Origin of the sequence: Vulgatibacter sp., from assembly GCF_041687135.1 — a bacterium.
Lineage (GTDB): Bacteria > Myxococcota > Myxococcia > Myxococcales > Vulgatibacteraceae > JAWLCN01.
This window is the reverse complement of sequence record NZ_JAWLCN010000010.1, coordinates 51,622-68,510: the sequence shown is the minus strand read 5'-3', so window position 1 is coordinate 68,510 and position 16,889 is coordinate 51,622. Positions and strand designations below refer to the sequence as shown.

Here is a 16,889-nt window from a genome sequence, read left to right as displayed (position 1 = left end):
CGTCTAATCAAGCGGCACGAATCCCACCATGCTTCCCCTGCGAGCCGATGCACGGCTCCGGAGGACGACGTCATGGAAAGCTTGCTACGTACCGACGCGCGCAACACCGCGCTGCTCGTGCAGCGCCTCGTGCTGGCGCTGGTGATCCTGCCCCACGGGGCCCAGAAGCTGCTCGGCTGGTTCGGTGGTTACGGCTTCACCGGCACCATGGATTTCTTCACCGGGACGGTGGGCCTGCCGACCCCGGTGGCAGCCCTCGTGATCCTCTTCGAATCGGTCGGGGCCGTCCTGCTCGCAGCGGGGCTCTTCTCGCGGCTCGCGGCAGCGGGCATCGCCGCGGTGATGGCGGGGGCGGCCCTGACCACCCACCTGCCCTACGGCTTCTTCATGAACTGGTTCGGCAACCAGAAGGGCGAGGGGTTCGAATTCCACCTCCTCGCCCTGGCGCTGGCGATCCCGCTCGCCATCTGGGGCGGCGGTCGCGCCTCCGCGGATGCGCGCCTCGCCACCGGTCTCGCCACCGGTACGGTCGCGGTCAGGAACGCCGCCGGATGAGCCCTTCCTGCGCCGTCGATGCCACCAGCCGCCCGTCGGCGCTGAAGATCTGGCCTCGGACGAGCCCGCGGCCGTGCGCCGCCCGCGGGCTCTCCATGCTGTGGAGCAGCCACTCGTCGGCGCGGGCCCGGTCGTGGAACCAGATGCTGTGGTCGAGGCTCGCCACCTGCATCCTGCGGTCGAGCCAGGTGACGCCGTGGGGCTGCATCGCAGTGCCGAGGAAGAAGTAGTCGGAGACGTAGGCCACCAGCGCCGCGTGGATCGAGGGATCGTCGCGCAGCTTGCCGCGGCCTCGGATCCACACGTCGCGGACGGGCGGGCGGATCGCAGGGGCGAGGGGATCGCTGGTGGGCTGCACCGGTCGGAGCTCGAAGGCCCGCGGGGCGAGGAGCCGCTCGCGCAGGCCCTTCGGCAGGCTCGAGGCGAAGGGCGTCAGCGCCTCCTCCTCCGTCGGCAACGAGTCGGGCGGCGGCGCCTGCGGCATCTCGTCCTGGTGCACGAACCCGCCTTCCTCCACCTGGAAGGAGGCGGAGAGCTGGAAGATCGTCCGGCCCCGCTGCCGCGCCACCACGCTGCGGGTCGAGAAGGTGCCGCCGTCCCTGGTGCGGAAGACCTGGTAGACGAGCGGCAGCGAGATGTCGCCGAGGAGCAGGAAGTAGCCGTGCACCGAGTGGACGAGCCGCTCCGGCGCTACGGTTCCCTGCGCCGCCCGGAGCGCCTGCGCGAAGACGTGGCCGCCGAAGAGCTGGCCCCAGCCCGGATCGTGCGGCTGCCCGCGGAAGATGTCCTCGTCGATGCGCTCCAGGTCGAGGAACCCGACCAGCTCTTCCAACTCGCTAATCACTTCGACTCCGAATCCCCCGGGGATGAGCGTGCCGCACCCCGGGACTGCGGGGGATCGCCCGAAAGCTGCTGCCGGGGCAAGCGGAAGAGGGTGATTCGTTCGTCGAGGACGGGCAGCTCCAGCTCGCGCTTCCGCCCGCTCCACGCAGCCGGCGCGAGCCGCTTCACCCGCGCGCCGGTGTGGTCGCGCTGCCGGAGGAGGAGGTGGGTGACGCCCAGCGCCGTGAATGCCGCCCGGGAGGTGTTGAAGGGACCCTTCACGTAGAAGGTGTCGGCCGCCGTGTCGAAGCCGAGGACCGGCGCCCAGGCCCCGACCACCACGTCGTCCCGCCCCAGCAGCTCGCCGAGCTGCGCGCCGGCGTCGCGGAGCTGGTAGGTCGGCGTGCTCCACCACCGCGCCTGCCAGCGCAGGTCGGTCGCCAGCGCCACCACGGCGGCGAGCGCGAGCGGTGCAGCGCGGAGAAGCGGGTGGGCGCGCAGCGTCGCGAGCCAGGCGAGGGCGCTCGCCGCGAGCAGCGCTGCAGGTGGCAGGAGGACGAGGGAGAAGCGCGGGCGCACGTGCTCGGTGAGCTGCAGCGCCACCAGGGCACACAGGAGCCAGCCGCCAGCGACGAGATCGAGCATCTCGACGGGCCGGCGCCGCACCAGGGCCTGGATCGCGCGGCCCATCGGCACGAGGGCGAGCGGCAGGAGCGGGGCGATGTAGAGGGCGCCCTCGACCCAGCGCTCCGGCGTGGCGATGCGATCGAGGAGGGCGAGGAGCTTCACCGCGCCGAGCGAGAGCTGCCGGTGCTGCTCGACCCCGACGATCATGTGGCCGAAGTTCCACCGCACCGTCTCCCAATAGGCGGGGCTGCGGACGTAGAGCAGCAACGCCGCCGCCAGGCCCAGGCCCGCTCCCAGCACGGCCAGATGCTGGCCGGGCGAAGCGCCGCGCCGCCGCGCCCGAAGGTGGGCGGCGACGCCGAGGGCGAGCAGCGGCGGCAGGGCGAAGAGCGCCGTCTGCTTGGTGAGGAGCGCGGCGGCGAAGGCGGCGTGGCTCGCGGCGAGCCAGCGCAGGTTGCGCAGCGCGAGCAGCCCCGTGAGGAACGAGAGCGCGAGCAGCCCGTCGAGATAGGGCTCGAGCAGGCCGCTGCGGGTGAGCTGGACGTCGAAGAAGCTGCAGGCGAAGAGCAGACCGGCGATCGGCGCGACCAGCGGGTTCCCGTGCTGCCTGGCGAGGAGCAGGAAGACCGCGAAGCCCAGGCTGGCGGCGAGGGCACAGAAGATCCGCAGCTGCACGTACCCTGCGCCGAAGAGCCGGAAGAAGCCCGAGAGCGGGAGGACGTAGGCGGGGCTCTGCGTGCTCCAGATGCGGTAGTTGTCCGCGGTCCTGGTCTCGAAGGTGCCGAAGAGGCCGAAGCGTCGGGCCTCGTGGGCCTTGGCAGGGCCCTCGACGTAGAGCTCCTGCGCGAAGCGACCGGTGGGATAGTGGGTGGGGGGATCCGCCTCCAGGTGCGCGAGCCGCAGGCCGAGGAAGAGCGCGAGCAGGGCGAGGCCGATCGTATGGCTTCTTTTCACCGGCGGCACCGTAGCCGTGGCTGCGCGGCAGGGTCAACGAGCGACGCGAGACCCAACGAAAACGCCCCTCGGGCCACGTGGGCTCGAGGGGCGCTTCGGTCTTTTCGTCGCTGTGGTCGCGGTCAGGCCGCCGGCGCCTCGACGAGGCGCGCGTGGTGCGCGCGGTGGAGCGCGAGGAAGCGCTCCCTGTCGTCGATCACCCGGTGCACGAGTCCGAGCTTCTCCAGCCCGCGGATGAAGAACCATGCGCCGTCGGGCTGCGAGGGCAGGAAGCCGGTGCGGGCGCTGCGCGGGAAGAGGTGGTGGTTGTTGTGCCACTCGCCTGCGACCAGGCCCGGCCACACCTGGTTGATCGAGCGATCGCCGGTGTGGAGGTCGTAACCTACCTTGCGCTTGTCCTTGCCCTTGCCGTGGCCGTCGTAGTTGAAGGTCCGGATCCCGACCGCCCAGAGGAAGGTGCAGCCGAAGAGCGCGGTGGCCAGCGCATGGCCGCCGATGAGGAAGAAGGTGCCGTACCAGAAGGCCCAGCTCGCCGCGAAGCCCAGCGTGGTGCGCAGCGGCCGGGCGAGGCTCCCCCAGCGCAGGTAGCGCTCGTAGCTGTTGGTGCGGACGCCGGTGTGGCTCATCAGCCGCTGGAGCTTGCCGTAGTCCTGCCGGCTCAGGTCGCGGGCGATCGGCTGGTGGTTCACGTCGGCGAGGAAGCAGTAGAAGAAGCCGCCCTGGGCGTTGTACGGGTCGCCGGGCTGCTCGCTCCGCGCGTGATGCACGTGGTGCGAGATCGTGTAGAGCTCGTTGATGATCACCTTCGGCACCAGGTTCTCGACGGCGAAGCGCACCAGCGGATGCCGGAACTGGTAGGCCCGGTGCGTCGAGTAGCGATGGAACCAGATCGTGCCGTGGCTCCCCACCACCACCATCGCGTAGACGAGCCCCACCGCGAGCAGCGGCAAGCTGAAGTATTTCGTCAGGAAGACGAGGAGGAAGGGCGCGAACGCGAGGCTCCAGAACCAGCTGCTGAAGGCGACCCAATTGCGCCGATCGCGGAAGACGTTCAGGCGGGCGAGCGTGTGGCGGAGAAGCTCGCGAACCGGGGGAGCGCTGAGCTTGCCGTCACGCTCCCAGCCGTAGGTGGGCGCCTCGAGGACACGGTCGATGAAGGACAATGGGCCTGCCTTGCAGAGAGGAGTAGGGCTGGCCGGATGTGGCCAATGGTACCCGAACCTTCGAGGTATCCCTTTTCTTCGCCGCCAGGGCAATTCCGCTGCCGGGAGAGGCATATAGTCCGAGGGAGCCCCGGGGACTCGAGCCATGTCGCTCCACGATCTCGCAGAAGAGAGAAGCATCGCCTACCACCGGGCCGTCGCCGCCCGGATCGAGCGGGATCCGAGCCTGCTCGAGGGCGTGCGCGCGCGGCTCGACGCCACGATCGCTGCGGGCGGGCGCAGCCTCCCCTACGCGCAGGCGTGGCGCCGCCTCCTCGAACGGCCGCTGCCCGAGCTGCTCGCCTTCCTGGTGGACGGGGGCGAGGAGGCGCGCGCCCTCCGGCAGTCGACGCCGTTCGCCGGGCTGCTGGAGCCTGCGGAGCGCTGGCGAATCTGGCGGGAGGTCCGGGCCCGCTTCGAGCGCCTCGAACGGCTGCCGCTCTCCGACGAGCGGCGCGCGGCGATCGCGGCTACCATCCGCGGCCTGCAGGTGAGCTGACGCGGCAGGGGCACGAAGAGGGAGGCGCCGCATGCGCGTGGTGGAGATTCGGGCGTTCGGTGGCGCGGAGGTGCTGGAGGACGCCGAGCGTCCGCTCCCGGAGCCGGGGCCCGGCGCCGTGCGCATCCGGATGCGGGCGGCGGGCTTCAACCCGGTCGACTACAAATGGCGGCAGGGCCTGATCAGCCCGCAGCTCCCCGTGGTCCTCGGACGCGAGCTCGCCGGCGTGGTGGACGCGGTGGGGGAGGGCGTCCAGGCCTTTCGCCCCGGCGACGAGGTCTTCGCCTGGGCCGGCGCCGGCTCGAGCAACGGCGCCTACGCGGAGGCGGTCTGCGTCCCCGCCGCCCTCGTCGCCAGCAAGCCCGCCGCGCTCTCCTTCGCGCAGGCCGCCGCGATCCCGATCGCCGGCATGACCGCCTGGGTCGCCGTCGTCGAGCGGGCGCAGGTGCGGGCGGGCGACGCCGTGCTCGTCGCCGGTGGGGCGGGGGGCGTCGGGAGCACCGCCGTTCCGCTGCTGCGGCACCTCGGCGCAGCGCCCCTCCTCGTCACCGCTGGCAGCGATGCGAGCGCCGCCCACCTGCGCGACCTCGGTGTCGATCCGCACGAGGTGCTGCGCTACGACCGGACGAAGGACCTCGCCGCCGAGGTGCACGAGCGCACCGGCGGCTACGGCGTCGCCGCCGCCTTCGACTTCGTCGGCGGGGCGATGAAGCGGCTCTGCTTCGATGCGGTCGCCGCCGACGGCAGCGTCGTCTCCATCGTCGAGGAGCCCGCAGAATTTCCGCTCGACCTCTGGGACGAGACGACGAGCCCGCTCGTCACCCGCTCGGCCTCGTTCCACTTCGTGCAGCTCGGCGCCGCCGCCCACCTGGGGTCTCCGGCACGCCTGCCGGCCTACGGCGAGCGTCTCGCCAGGCTCGCCTCCCTCTACGAATCCGGCGCGCTGCCGCCGCCGCTCGTCGAGGTGGTGGGCCCGCTCGCGGCCCATACCGCACGCAGCGCCCACGCCCGCCTCGAGGACGGGCACGTGCGCGGCAAGCTGGTCCTGGCGCTCAACCGGTGACGAGCTCGATCGGCTGCCCCTCGGGCACGTGCTCCATCGCCACCGAGTTCATGCAGTAGCGCAGGCCGGCGGGCGGCGGCCCGTCGGGGAAGACGTGGCCGAGGTGCCCGTCGCAGCGCGCGCAGCGCACCTCGGTCCGGCGCATGCCGTAGGAGTCGTCCTGCACGTGCACGACTGCATCCTCGCCGATCGGCTGGGTGAAGGAAGGCCAGCCCGTCCCCGACTCGAACTTGGTGCCCGCCTGGAAGAGCGGGTTGTGACAGGCGGCGCAGACGTAGGTGCCGGGCTCCTTCGTCCCGAGGAAGCAGCCGCTCCCCGGCCGCTCCGTGCCGTGGCGGCGCAGCACGTCGTATTGCTCGGGAGTGAGGCGCGCACGCCACGCTTCGTCGCTGAGCTTCAGCTTCTCCATCGCGATCTCCTGGTTCTGGGCTGGGCCAGCCCCATACCCTAAGGAGCGGGAGCGCGACGCCGCAATCGAACTGGCAGTTGGCAGCAGAGCCGCTCTCCCGTTATGCAGGGGGCACTTCGCCGCCCGGGAGCTCTTCGCCCTGTCCTCTGCATTGCCGAAATCGAATCCGATCCCGCCGGTGCCGGCGCTGCTCGTCGCCATCACCAGCATCCAGGCGGGCGCCGCCCTGGCCAAGGAGCTCTTCCCGGCGCTCGGCCCGGCGGGCACCACCGGGTTGCGCGCCGCCTTCGCCGCGCTCCTGCTCCTCGCGATCTTCCGGCCGCCGCTTCTTCGCCTCTCCCGGCAGCAGTGGCGCGCGGTCTTCCCCTACGGCATCACCGTGGGCGGGATGAACCTCGCCTTCTACTTCGCCCTCGATCGGATCCCGCTCGGCCTCGCCGTCACCCTCGAATTCGTCGGCCCCCTCGGCGTCGCGGTCCTCGGCTCGCGGCGCGCAGCGGACTTCCTCTGGGCCCTGTTCGCAGCTGTCGGCATCGTGCTCCTCGCCCCGTGGAGCGGCGGCGCAGCAGCCCTCGACGGCGTCGGCATGGGGCTCGCGCTCTTCGCCGGCGCCTGCTGGGGCGCCTACATCTTCCTCGGCGGCAGGCTCTCCGGCGTCCTGCCCCACGACGGCCAGGGCGTCGCCCTGGGGATGAGCGTCGCCGCGCTCACCGTGCTCCCCTTCGCCCTCCCGGCGATCGGCAACGTGGGCCTCACCCCGCGGATCCTCGGCATCGCCCTCGCCGTGGCGGCGCTCTCCAGCGCGCTCCCCTACACCCTCGAGATGGTCGGCCTGCGGGCGCTGCCGAGCCGCACCTTCGGCATCCTGATGAGCCTCGAGCCCGCGGTGGCGACGCTCGTGGGCCTCTTCTTCCTCCACGAGACGCTCGGGGCGCTCCAATGGCTCGCGGTGGCCTGCGTCAGCGCTGCGTCGGTGGGCTCCACGTTGACCGCACGCCAACCGATCCCACCCGTCGAGGCCTGATCCTCCTGCTGCGCTGCAGGGGAGGGGGAGGCATGCTCAGCCCATGAGCCTCCACGTCGTCTTCGGCTACGGGCAGATCGGCCCGCTCCTCGCCAGTCGCCTCGCCGCCAGCGGCCACCAGGTCCGCGTCGTCTCGCGCCACCGCCCGAAGCTGCCGCCGGGAATCGAGCACCTCGCAGGCGACGCGAGCGACGAAGCCTTCACCCGGGACGCCGTTCGGGGCGCCACCGCCGCCTACCATTGCATCAACGTGCCCTACCCGCAGTGGTTCGAGCTCCTCCCGCGCATCGGACAGAGCCTGCGCCAGGCGGCGCTGGCCAGCGCCGCCCGGCTCGTGGTCCTCGACAACCTCTACATGCTCGGGCGTCCCGACGCGCCGATGACCGAGGCGACGCCGCTCGCTCCCCGCTCGAAGAAGGGCGAGCTCCGGGCCCGGCTCGAACTCGACCTGCTCGCCTCCCGGGAGCGGGGGCTCGAGCTTGCCATCGGCCGCGCCTCGGACTTCTTCGGCCCCGGCGTCACCGGCAGCGCGGTGCTGCACCCCACCAACCTGAAGCGCCTCGTCGCCGGGAAGCGGGTGGACGTCGGCGGCGATCCCGACGCGCCCCACAGCTACAGCTACGCGCCCGACGTGGCGGCAGGTCTCTTCACCCTCGGCACCTCCGTGCGGGTGGACGAGCCGATCTGGCACCTGCCGGTGGCCTTCCAGGGGACGACCCGGGCGCTGGTGGAGGCGGTGGGTCGCGCCCTCGGCGTCGATGCGAAGGTGGGCACGCTGCCCGGGTGGATGTGGCTCGTGGCCGGGCTCTTCAGCCCGATGATCCGGGAAGCGAAGGAGATGACCTACCAATGGGAGGGGCCCTTCGTCCTCGACGACAGCCGCTTCCGCAGCGCCTTCGGCGTGGAGCCCACGCCACGCGGCGAGGCCATCGCCGCCACCGCCGCCTGGATCCGGGAGCGATTCGGACGGTAGCTCCGGCGTGCCGCCGCCCCGCTGCTGGCCAATTCCCTGCGGCGTTGCCACTTAAGGGCGTGTCGACCCGAGGGGGCGGATGTCTGCGCCGAGGCGCATCGCGACCACGTGGGCCTGGGACGCCGCCTTCTTCGGTGTGCTCGTCGCCACGGGCTTGCTCAGCTGGCTGGTCGTCTTCCCCCCGGTCGGCGCACCGGCCTTCTGGCTGCCGAACGGGATCTCCATCGCCGTCCTCGTGCGGAGCGCGAGGCGGCGGTGGCTCCATCTCCTGCCGCTCGTCTTCGCCTCCTCGTTCGCCGTCGAGCTGATCAAGGAGACGCCATTCGTCGCCATCCTCTTCTGGGCGAGCGCCGAGGTGATCGAGGTCAGCGTCGCCGCCTCGATCCTCGTCCGTTTCGCCGGACCCTCGACGACCCTGGCACGGCTGCGCGACGTCCTCGTCCTCGCAGCCGGCGGCGCCTTCGTCGGCCCCTTGCTGGGCGGGCTCTGGGCAGCCCTTTCGAGTCCCTGGCTCGCGGACGTCAGCTACCTGCAGCTCCTGGCCACCTGGCTCCTCATCGACGGCCTCGGGACGTTCCTGATGGCGCCGCTCATCCTCACCTGGAGCGGTCCGCCCTGGGCCCGTCCCACCTGGCGGGAGGCGCTCGCCACCATCGGCACCGTGGCAGCGCTCACCGCGCTCTTCGCCCTGGTCTTCGATCTGCCCGATCCGACGCTGCGCGTGATCCTCCTCGCCTTCACCACCTTCCCGCTGCTCAGCTGGGCGGGCCTGCGCAGGGGGCCCAGCGGCGCTGCCACCGCCGCAGCGGCATTCGGCGGCGTGGCGCTCTTCCAGACCCTCCTCGGTGGCGGCCCGTTCGCGCCGATCGCGACCCTGCAGAACCAGCTCCTCGCCGTGCAGGGCTTCATGGTCCTCGCCAGCTTCACCGCTCTCGTCCTCGCCGCGATCGGCGAGGAGCGCCGGCGGGCAGCCCGAAGCAGCACGGTGCTGCTCGAGGCCGCCACGGCCCTCGCCGAGAAGCGGTCCCTCTCCGATCGGCTCGCCCGCCTGGCTGGCTGCCTCACCGAGCACCTGGCGCCGGGAGCGGCGGTCTTCCGCCTGGTCGACGGACGCTACGAGACGCTCGCTCGCGCCGCTGTCGATGCCCGGGTGCGCCCGGCGCTCGAGCCGACCGAAGCGACTCCCACCCCGACCCGGCGCAGCCTCGCCCTCCGCGGGGGCAGCGGCCACCTCGGTCTCCTCGTGCTGGCGTCCACCCGCCCCCTCGACCCCGAGGTGATCGATCTCGGCGCCGCAGTCGCCGATCGCGTCGCGTCGGTGCTGGAGACCGAGCGCCTCCGCGCCGAGCGCGCCGAACACCTCCGCCGCCTGGAGGAGTCGGTGGCGCTGCTCGACACGCTGCTGCGCACCGCGCCGGTCGGGCTCGGCTTCGTCGATCCGGAGCTGCGGCTGGTACAGGCAAACGAGACCCTCGCCTGCCTCGGCGCGCTCGAGGGCAGCGCGCCCCGGGGCGAGACACTCGCAGCGGCGATGCCCGGCCTGCACGAGCGCTTCGCGCCGCTCCTCCGGCAGGCGCTGCAGACCGGCCACCCGGTCACCGACCAGGAGCTCTCGGTCGCCGCACCGGCGGGGCGGGGCCACTTCCTCTGTTCCTTCTACCCGGTGCAGGTCGCCGGCGGCCCGCCGCTGGGCGTGGGCATCGTGGTGGTGGACATCACCGCCCGCAAACGCGAGGAGGAGGCCCTCGCCGCCAGCGAGGAGCGCTTCCGCTCCCTCGCACAGGCCAGCGCCGAGGTGGTCTGGGTAAACGGGCCCGACGGCGCCGCCATCACCGCCACCACCTCCTGGCTCTCCTTCACCGGCCAATCGCTGGAGCAGGCGCTGGGCTGGGGTTGGATGGTGGCCATCCACCCCGAGGATCGCGCGAGGCTCCAGCGCGCCTGGCGCGACGCGGTCGCCCGCGCCGCGCCCTATACCTTCGAGCACCGCCTCCGCCGGCGCGACGGCGTCTACCGCCACGTGGAGTCCCGCGGCGTGCCGGTTTTCAATCCGGACGGCAGCGTGCGGGAGTGGGTCGGGATGAGCTTCGACATCACCGCGCGCAAGGCGGCGGAGGAGGAGCGGGCGCGGCTCTATGCGGAGATGAAGGAATCGGTTCGTCTCCGCGACGACTTCCTCTCCATCGCCTCGCACGAGCTGAAGACGCCGCTCACCCCCCTCGCCACCCGGCTGCAGATGCTCGAGCGCAAGGTCGCCGCAGGGCAGCCGGTGGAGATCGCGGACCTCCAGCGTACCCGGGCCTCCCTCGGCAGGTTGACGACCCTCATCAACGACCTGCTCGACACCTCGCGGGTCGAGGCCAACCGTCTCGCGCTCCACCTCGAACCGATGTCCCTCTCCGAGCTGCTGGAGAACGCCGTCGGGATCGCCTCCGCCACCAGCGGCAGGCACGACATCTGCGTCGAGGCACCGCCGCACGGCGTCTGGATCCAGGGCGATCGGTCGCGGCTGGAGCAGGTGATCACCAACCTTCTCGACAACGCGATCAAATACAGCCCGCAGGGCGGCCTGGTGCAGGTCCACCTCGAGGAGAGCGACGAGGAGGTGGTCCTCTCCGTCACCGATCAGGGCATCGGCATTCCGCGCGATCAGCAGGCGCGGCTCTTCGACCGCTTCTTCCGCGCCCGCAACGTCTCGCCCTTCTCGTACGGCGGACTCGGGCTCGGGCTCTACATTTCGCGGGACATCGTCGAGCGCCACGGCGGGCGCATCTGGCTGGAGAGCGAGCCGGGGCACGGATCGACGTTCTGGGTGGCGCTGCCGCGGCTCCAGGGGCCGGCGCATCCGGACGCGGGAGCCGCTTCGCCCGGGCGGCGAGTGGCCGATGGCCTGACGCACGGGTAACACGCTGCATCCGGGGGGAGCCTCCTCCGTTGCCACCCCGCCTGCACCGACGGACCGTAGGCTTTTCCCGCACGTGCAAGCCTGTGCCCCGGACGGTGCGCCGACGATGGAAGAGGTTGGCTCCGACCTGCTCGAGACGATCGGCATCTTCGTCGTCGCTGCCGCCGCCACCACGTTCGTCCTCCGCGTCGCCCGGGTGCCCTCCATCGTCTCCTATCTGGTGGCGGGCCTCCTCGTCGGCCCGCTCTTCGGCTGGGCGCGCGTCGAGCCGGAAGCGGCGGCGCTCGAGACCGTCGCGCAGACGGGGATCGTCCTCCTCCTCTTCCTCGTCGGCCTCGAACTCGGCCTCGAGCGGATTCGCCAGGTAGGGCGCGTCGCCGTCGTCGCCGGGGTCGGCCAGGTCCTCTTTACCGCCGCCGGCGGCTTCGCGCTCTCGATCCTCCTCGGCTTCGAGTGGATCGAGGCGTTCTTCATCGGCGCCGCGCTCACCTTCAGCAGCACCGTCGTGGTGGTGAAGCTCCTCGACCAGAAGGGCGAGATCGGGACGCTCTACGGACAGATCGCCGTCGGCATCTTCCTGGTGCAGGACCTGATCGTCATCGTCGCGCTCACGATCCTGAGCGGACTGCAGCAGCCCGCGGCGCTGGCGCCGGGGGAGGTGGCGCTGGGGATCGCCCGGGCTACGGGGGGCATGGCGCTGCTCCTCGGCGGCGCGATCACCGTCGCCCGGTACCTCTTCCCACGGCTGCTCCGCTTCGCCGCTTCCGATCCCCGTACCCTCGTGATGGGAAGCCTCGCGTGGTGCCTCGCCTACGTGCTCGTCGCCGGCGCCCTCGGCCTCTCCCTGGAGATCGGTGCCTTCGTCGCCGGGCTCGCACTCGCCCAACACCCGATCGCCCACGAGCTGCGGCGCCGGCTCCATCCGCTGATGACGTTCTTCGTCGTGATCTTCTTCGTCTCGCTCGGCGCCCGCATGGAACTCGGGGCAGCGCAGGAGCAATGGGTCGAGGCTGCGGTCCTCTCGCTCTTCGTACTCGTCGGCAACCCGGTGATCTTCATCTGGCTGGTGGCACGCAGCGGCTATTCCGAGCGCACCTCGTTCCTCACCGGCGTGACCGTGGCGCAGATCAGCGAGTTCTCCTTCGTCTTCGCCGCAATGGGCGTCAGCACCGGTCTCGTCGGCCCGCGGATCCTCTCCCTCGTCGGCGCAGTCGGCGTCGTGACCATCGCGCTCTCCGCCTACCTCATCCTCTACAACGGACCGCTCTACGAGCGGATCGCGCGGACGGGCCTCCTCCGGATCTTCCGGGCGCGGGGTACGGGCGACGAGGCGCCGGTTGTCGACCGGCTGCGCGATCACGTGGTGGTGGTGGGCATGAACGAGCTCGGGCGGCGACTCGTCCGATCCCTGCACGCACGCGGCGCGCGGGTGCTCGCCCTCGACAGCGATCCGCGCAAGTTGGCGGACCTGCCGGGCACCGTCCTCGTCGGCGACGTCGACGATCCCGCTACCCTCGCCGAGGCCGGCCTGCGCGACGCCCGGCTCGCCATCTCGGCGCTGCGCATCGAGGCGACCAACAAGCTCTTCGTCCACCGCTGCCGGGCGCACGGGATCCCCGTCGCAGCCTACGGCTTCGACCGGTGGATGGCGGCGCAACTCGAGGAGGTCGGGGCCGACCGCGTGATCGAGTCGCGGATCGCCTCCGGTGATCGCCTGATCGAGGAGCTCGAGCGCCTCCTGCCGGGGCGGCGGTGACGACGCTCGCGATCGCGGTCATCGCGGCGGCGGCGGCCCTCGGCGTGTCGCAGTGGCGCCGGACGTCCGCCTACCCTGTCGCGATCGTGGCGGGGGTCCTCGTCCATTGGCTGCCGCTTCCCGTGGAGGCGGCGCTGGTACGCAGCGCCCTCCTCCTCGCCGCGACCTTTCTCGTCTTCGCGGTCGGCGCCGAGATCGACCGCACGCAGATCGCCCCGTTCCGATGGCAGGGGATCGCCGTCGCCGCGCTCTTCCTCGCCGTCACCGCCGGGATCGCCGGCCTTCTGCAGGGGATCCTGGGGGTCGACGGGCAGACCACGCTCTACCTCGTCCTCGCGCTCACCAGCAGCTCGACGCTCCTGGTGGTCGAGGTGTTGCGGCGCCGGGAACGCGTCTTCGAACCGATCGGGCGCTTCGTCACCGGCGTCGTCATCGCACAGGACGCCACGGTCGTCCTCGCGCTCTCCGTCGTCGTCTCCGCAGCCGAGGGGGTGGCGGCGGTGCTCCGGGCGGGCGTGCTGGCGGCGGGGCTCGCGATCGCTGCGTGGGGACTGGCGCGCTGGGGTCTCCCCGCCGTCTTCGTCCGCGAGAGCCGGACGGAGGAGGAGCGGCTGTTGCTCGTGCTCGCCGTTCTCTTCGTCTTCGGCGGGGCCTGTTTCCTCGCAGGGCTGCCCCTCGCCCTCGGCGCCTGGCTCGCTGGCGCGTCGCTTTCGCGCTTTCCCGTCGGCGGGATGATCCGCTCCTATGTCGGCTCCTTCTCCACCTTCTTCACCATGCTCTTCTTCGTGCTGCTCGGCGCCGTGGTCCGCCTGCCCCTGCCAGCGGAGCTCCTCGCCGAGGGTGTCCTCGTCGCCACGGTGCTGCTGCTCCGGCCGCTCCTGCTCTATCCGATCGCCCGCCGGGCGGGGATGACGGTGCGCAGCGCGGTCGAAGCCGTGGCGCTCCTCGCCCATACGGGCGAGATGGCGCTGGTGGTCGCCCTGGTGGCAGTCGACCGCGGCGACGCGCCGGCCTCGCTCCTGGCGGTGGTCGCGCTGGTCGTGGTGGTGACGATGTCGATCGTCCCCTGGCTCTCCTCCGACCGCATCGTCTGGCGGCTCATGCGCCTGCTCCCGCTACGCAAGCGGGGGCTGTCGCCGCGCACCACCGGCGCCGGCCACGTGCTCCTCATCGGCGCCGGCGAGGCGGGCAGCAGAATCATCGAGTATCTGCGGGACCGGCGGATCCCGCTGGTCGTGGTCGAGGACGATCCGGCGATCGTCGAGGCCCTCGACGCGCGGGGGATCCCAGCGATCCGCGGCGACGGAGCCGACCGGGCGACGCTCCAGGCGGCGGGCGCCCACGCAGCTGCAGCGATCGTTTCGACGATGCGGCGGATGGCGGACAGCCGCAGGCTCCTGGCCCTCGTCCACGGGCCGCCGGTCGTGCTGCGCGTCTTCTCCGATCGGGAGGCCGAGGAGATCCGCCTTCTCGGCGGGATCGCGGTGGTGGAGGCGGACCTCGCCTGCGACGAGCTCGTGCGCTGGTACCGGGAACGGCAACGTCCGGGCTGAGCGGCTCACGGCGTCCGCGGTGGCTTCACGAATCTCCGCCGCGGCGGCGGCCCGCCGCGAGCGGGCGGTAGACCCCGGCCTCCGGGAAGGTGGGAACGCCGGTGGGCCGGTGGTCCCACCAGTTGATCGCGATGGTGAGCCGGCGCCGCGCCGTGCCGGGCAGCCGGCCGGCCGGGATGTCGTTCTTTGCGTCGAGCACGCCGTGGGTGAGGTCGCCGGCGAAGACCGCGAAGCGGTTCGGATGCGGCGCCACCAGGTCGAAGTCGAGGATCGCCGGCGCTAGGGAGGGATTCGCCTCGCAGGGCGGCTCGGCGGTGACGGCGAGGGCGCCACCCTTCACCCGGTTGAGAAAGAGCACGCTCGAGACCAGCGGGTGGACGAGGGGGCCGCCGGCGAGGGCGAGCTTCTCGTCGCGGTCCTGGTGGAAGTCCACGCGGACGTCGTTGGGTGACATCCGCGACAGCCACCACTCCACCCCGACCACCCGCTCGCTCCGCGGGATGTAGCGCCGGAGCTCGAGGGCCGCCTCGTCCACCACGTTGGTGGGCGCCGTCGCCAGGTCGAACCAGAAGGTGGTCTGGTAGGTCTGTCGCAGCCGCTCGTCGCCCACGCTGCGCACCGCGCGCAGCAGGCGGCGGAAGGCGGCCTCGGGGAGCGCTGGCGTGTGGATCCGGACGAGCGGTGCTGGTGGATGTGGTTCGGGCATGGCTGTCCGTCCTCTCGCGCGGCGGATGCTACCGCAGGGTGGGGATCCGCCGCGCGATTTCACGAAGGGTGCGGTAGTGCAGGAATTCGCCCCTGCCGGCGCCGGGCGATCGCCCGTAAGAAGCCGCCGGGGCAGCGGGCCCCGCGCTGCGTCCGCCGGGCGCACGGATGTACTTCCCGCGCGTAGGACACGACCCTGATGCACACCGTGATTTCGTACATCGAAGAGCGCCAGGCGAAGCTGGCGCGGCATCCCTTCTTCTCCGAGCTGCACACCGAGGGCACGCTCGAAGAGCTGCTCGCCTTCGCGCCGCGTCTCGGAACCTGGGTGCACGCCTTCCAGCTCGTGCTCCGGATCAACGGGCAGGGCGTCCAGGACCCCGAGCTCCGGACCATGCTCGTGCGCCACGCCGCAGAGGAAGGCGGCCACGACACCTGGTTCTTCGAGGACGTCGCCGAGCTCTACGGCCGCAGCGCCGCAGCAGGGGTCGAGGCGAGCGAGACCGATCGGATGGCGCTCGCGCTGATGAAGGAGGCGGGTGCGCTTCCTGCCGACGAGCTCCGCCTCGTCTTCCTCCTCGCCCTCGAAGCGACCAGCGAGCTCTTCTTCGACCACGTGACCCCGCTCGTCGAGGCCAAGGGCGGCAACGCCCGCCTCCGCTACTTCGGCCGCCACCACCAGGATGCCGAGGACGCCCACACCGTCTTCGAGGCGGAGGTCCACGCCCGGGTCGAGGCGATCGCTCTCGACGAGGCGATGCGCTCGCAGGCGAAGGCCCTCGTCGACCGGATCTTCGCCTCCTTCGCATTGCTCTTCGACGGGCTGCGCGCGGCGCCGCCTTTCGTCCCGAAGGTCCAGCGGCAGGTGCTCGGCGCGCTGCGCGCCTGAGCGGACCGACCGAGGGATTGCACGGGTTCCCCCGCGATGCACAGGCTCGGTGCCTCGCACGCGGGGGGATCGATGCTCGACGGCAATTGGCGCAGGTGGTGTCTACAGCTGCTCGCTGCTGCAGCCCTCGCTGGCAATCCGCTGCCCGTGGCGGCGGAAGACGGGCAGCCCGCCGCGCAGAACGCCAGCCCGTTCCTGGTGCGCGGCGAGATCGCCCTCTCGTCGCTCCAGGCGCTGGGCGATGGGCACCTGCGCAAGATGGGCGACGCGCTGCAGATGCTCGCCGAGACGCCCGAAGCGCGGAGCGCCTCCTGGGAGCGGATCCGGCCCCTGCTGGAGACGCTCGCCGAACGGAACGTCGACGCGCTCGTCTGGTTCGCCAGGCCCGACGGCAGCTATCGGGCCGTGGGCGGGGGGAAGGAGCCGGGCAACCTCGCCTCCCGCCCCTATTTCCCGACGCTCCTCCAGGGCAAGCCCGTGCTGGGGGCCCTGGTGGTGAGCAAGGCCACCGGCAAGAGCTCCGCCATCGTCGCCTCGCCGATCCGCGGCGCGGACGGCAGGGTGGTGGGCGTGCTCGGCAGCTCGATCTACCTGGACCGGCTCTCCGCCCGGCTGAAGCAGGAGATGGGCCTCGGCTCCGGCGAGATCTTCTACTCCTTCGACAAGGCGCCGATCATCGCCCTCAACTGGGATCCGGCGCTCATCCTGCTCGATCCATTGAAGCTCGAGCCCGCGGTGACCAGGGCATTCGAGGAGATGCTCGGCAGGACCGAGGGCGTGGTCCGCTACGAGTTCCGTGACACCGTGCGCACGGTGCTCTACCGCCGGTCCCCCGTGACCGGCTGGTGGTATGCGTTCGGCGTGCTCGGCGAACCGGAGAAGAAGGCCGCGCCCGCCCCTCGGTAGCGTGGTCCGGATCGGCCACGCCTTCGTGTGACCGAGCCGCCCGGCGC

The 16,889-nt window shown here is 71.8% G+C and carries 15 protein-coding genes; 10 read left to right on the top strand and 5 right to left on the bottom strand.

All coding sequences use genetic code 11. The annotated features are described in order from the left end of the window. Positions 1-72: 72 nt before the first annotated feature. Entirely contained in the window at positions 73-555 is a 483-nt protein-coding gene (locus ACESMR_RS19330; RefSeq protein WP_373048757.1) for a DoxX family protein, read from the top strand. Here the strand turns inward: ACESMR_RS19330 and ACESMR_RS19325 are convergent. The 3 genes from ACESMR_RS19325 to ACESMR_RS19315 form a co-directional block, all read right to left on the bottom strand. Next, entirely contained in the window at positions 536-1,399 is an 864-nt protein-coding gene (locus ACESMR_RS19325) for an acyl-CoA thioesterase (RefSeq protein WP_373048756.1), read from the bottom strand. The genes ACESMR_RS19330 and ACESMR_RS19325 overlap by 20 nt on opposite strands. Further along, positions 1,396-2,958, bottom strand: a complete 1,563-nt coding sequence (locus tag ACESMR_RS19320) for a glycosyltransferase family 39 protein (RefSeq protein ID WP_373048755.1) — start codon at positions 2,956-2,958, stop codon at positions 1,396-1,398. Before ACESMR_RS19320 ends, ACESMR_RS19325 begins: the two co-directional genes overlap by 4 nt. 122 nt (positions 2,959-3,080) lie before the next feature. Further along, a complete protein-coding gene (locus ACESMR_RS19315; protein ID WP_373048754.1) occupies positions 3,081-4,121 on the bottom strand; it encodes a fatty acid desaturase in 1,041 nt (346 codons plus the stop codon). 145 nt (positions 4,122-4,266) lie between these two features. On the opposite strand from ACESMR_RS19315, the gene ACESMR_RS19310 reads away from it, so the two are divergent. Further along, entirely contained in the window at positions 4,267-4,659 is a 393-nt protein-coding gene (locus ACESMR_RS19310) for a hypothetical protein (protein ID WP_373048753.1), read from the top strand. Positions 4,660-4,690: 31 nt separating this feature from the next. Further along, positions 4,691-5,722 carry a zinc-binding alcohol dehydrogenase family protein gene (locus ACESMR_RS19305; RefSeq protein WP_373048752.1) on the top strand — a complete coding sequence of 344 codons (1,032 nt, stop codon included), beginning with the start codon at positions 4,691-4,693 and terminating at the stop codon, positions 5,720-5,722. On the opposite strand, the gene msrB is transcribed toward ACESMR_RS19305, so the two are convergent. Further along, positions 5,712-6,131, bottom strand: coding sequence for a peptide-methionine (R)-S-oxide reductase MsrB (gene msrB, locus ACESMR_RS19300; protein WP_373048751.1), 420 nt, complete (start codon positions 6,129-6,131; stop codon positions 5,712-5,714). The two genes, ACESMR_RS19305 and msrB, sit on opposite strands and share 11 nt — an antisense overlap. A 178-nt stretch (positions 6,132-6,309) precedes the next feature. Between msrB and ACESMR_RS19295 the strand changes: the two genes are divergently transcribed. The 5 genes from ACESMR_RS19295 (at position 6,310) to ACESMR_RS19275 (ending at position 14,342) form a co-directional block, all read left to right on the top strand. After that, the gene (locus ACESMR_RS19295; RefSeq protein WP_373048750.1) at positions 6,310-7,155 is read left to right on the top strand and encodes an EamA family transporter; all 846 of its coding nucleotides are present in this window, start codon (positions 6,310-6,312) and stop codon (positions 7,153-7,155) included. Positions 7,156-7,198: 43 nt separating this feature from the next. Beyond that, positions 7,199-8,128, top strand: a complete 930-nt coding sequence (locus ACESMR_RS19290) for an NAD-dependent epimerase/dehydratase family protein (RefSeq protein ID WP_373048749.1) — start codon at positions 7,199-7,201, stop codon at positions 8,126-8,128. A gap of 79 nt (positions 8,129-8,207) precedes the next feature. After that, positions 8,208-11,033, top strand: coding sequence for an ATP-binding protein (locus ACESMR_RS19285; RefSeq protein ID WP_373048748.1), 2,826 nt, complete (start codon positions 8,208-8,210; stop codon positions 11,031-11,033). A gap of 106 nt (positions 11,034-11,139) precedes the next feature. Beyond that, positions 11,140-12,789 (top strand): cation:proton antiporter, encoded by a 1,650-nt coding sequence (locus ACESMR_RS19280; protein ID WP_373048747.1) that lies wholly within the window; start codon positions 11,140-11,142, stop codon positions 12,787-12,789. Next, positions 12,786-14,342: a cation:proton antiporter gene (locus tag ACESMR_RS19275; RefSeq protein ID WP_373048746.1), complete on the top strand. Its 1,557-nt coding sequence runs from the start codon at positions 12,786-12,788 to the stop codon at positions 14,340-14,342. Before ACESMR_RS19280 ends, ACESMR_RS19275 begins: the two co-directional genes overlap by 4 nt. 25 nt (positions 14,343-14,367) lie before the next feature. On the opposite strand, the gene ACESMR_RS19270 is transcribed toward ACESMR_RS19275, so the two are convergent. After that, positions 14,368-15,048: a hypothetical protein gene (locus tag ACESMR_RS19270; RefSeq protein WP_373048745.1), complete on the bottom strand. Its 681-nt coding sequence runs from the start codon at positions 15,046-15,048 to the stop codon at positions 14,368-14,370. A 198-nt stretch (positions 15,049-15,246) separates the two neighbouring features. Here ACESMR_RS19270 and ACESMR_RS19265 point away from each other — a divergent pair, with 198 nt between their 5' ends. Further along, entirely contained in the window at positions 15,247-15,936 is a 690-nt protein-coding gene (locus ACESMR_RS19265; protein WP_373048744.1) for a hypothetical protein, read from the top strand. Between the two features lie 36 nt (positions 15,937-15,972). After that, positions 15,973-16,842 (top strand): hypothetical protein, encoded by an 870-nt coding sequence (locus ACESMR_RS19260; RefSeq protein WP_373048743.1) that lies wholly within the window; start codon positions 15,973-15,975, stop codon positions 16,840-16,842. Positions 16,843-16,889 lie beyond the last annotated feature (47 nt).

Excerpts from the sequence above, each read along its gene's own strand:
- ACESMR_RS19330 (WP_373048757.1), top strand. The coding sequence starts at position 73 with ATGGAAAGCTTGCTACGTACCGACGCGCGCAACACCGCGCTGCTCGTG.
- ACESMR_RS19310 (WP_373048753.1), top strand. The coding sequence starts at position 4,267 with ATGTCGCTCCACGATCTCGCAGAAGAGAGAAGCATCGCCTACCACCGG.
- ACESMR_RS19305 (WP_373048752.1), top strand. The coding sequence starts at position 4,691 with ATGCGCGTGGTGGAGATTCGGGCGTTCGGTGGCGCGGAGGTGCTGGAG.
- msrB (WP_373048751.1), bottom strand. The coding sequence starts at position 6,131 with ATGGAGAAGCTGAAGCTCAGCGACGAAGCGTGGCGTGCGCGCCTCACT.
- ACESMR_RS19290 (WP_373048749.1), top strand. The coding sequence starts at position 7,199 with ATGAGCCTCCACGTCGTCTTCGGCTACGGGCAGATCGGCCCGCTCCTC.
- ACESMR_RS19285 (WP_373048748.1), top strand. The coding sequence starts at position 8,208 with ATGTCTGCGCCGAGGCGCATCGCGACCACGTGGGCCTGGGACGCCGCC.
- ACESMR_RS19280 (WP_373048747.1), top strand. The coding sequence starts at position 11,140 with ATGGAAGAGGTTGGCTCCGACCTGCTCGAGACGATCGGCATCTTCGTC.
- ACESMR_RS19270 (WP_373048745.1), bottom strand. The coding sequence starts at position 15,048 with ATGCCCGAACCACATCCACCAGCACCGCTCGTCCGGATCCACACGCCA.
- ACESMR_RS19265 (WP_373048744.1), top strand. The coding sequence starts at position 15,247 with ATGCACACCGTGATTTCGTACATCGAAGAGCGCCAGGCGAAGCTGGCG.
- ACESMR_RS19260 (WP_373048743.1), top strand. The coding sequence starts at position 15,973 with ATGCACAGGCTCGGTGCCTCGCACGCGGGGGGATCGATGCTCGACGGC.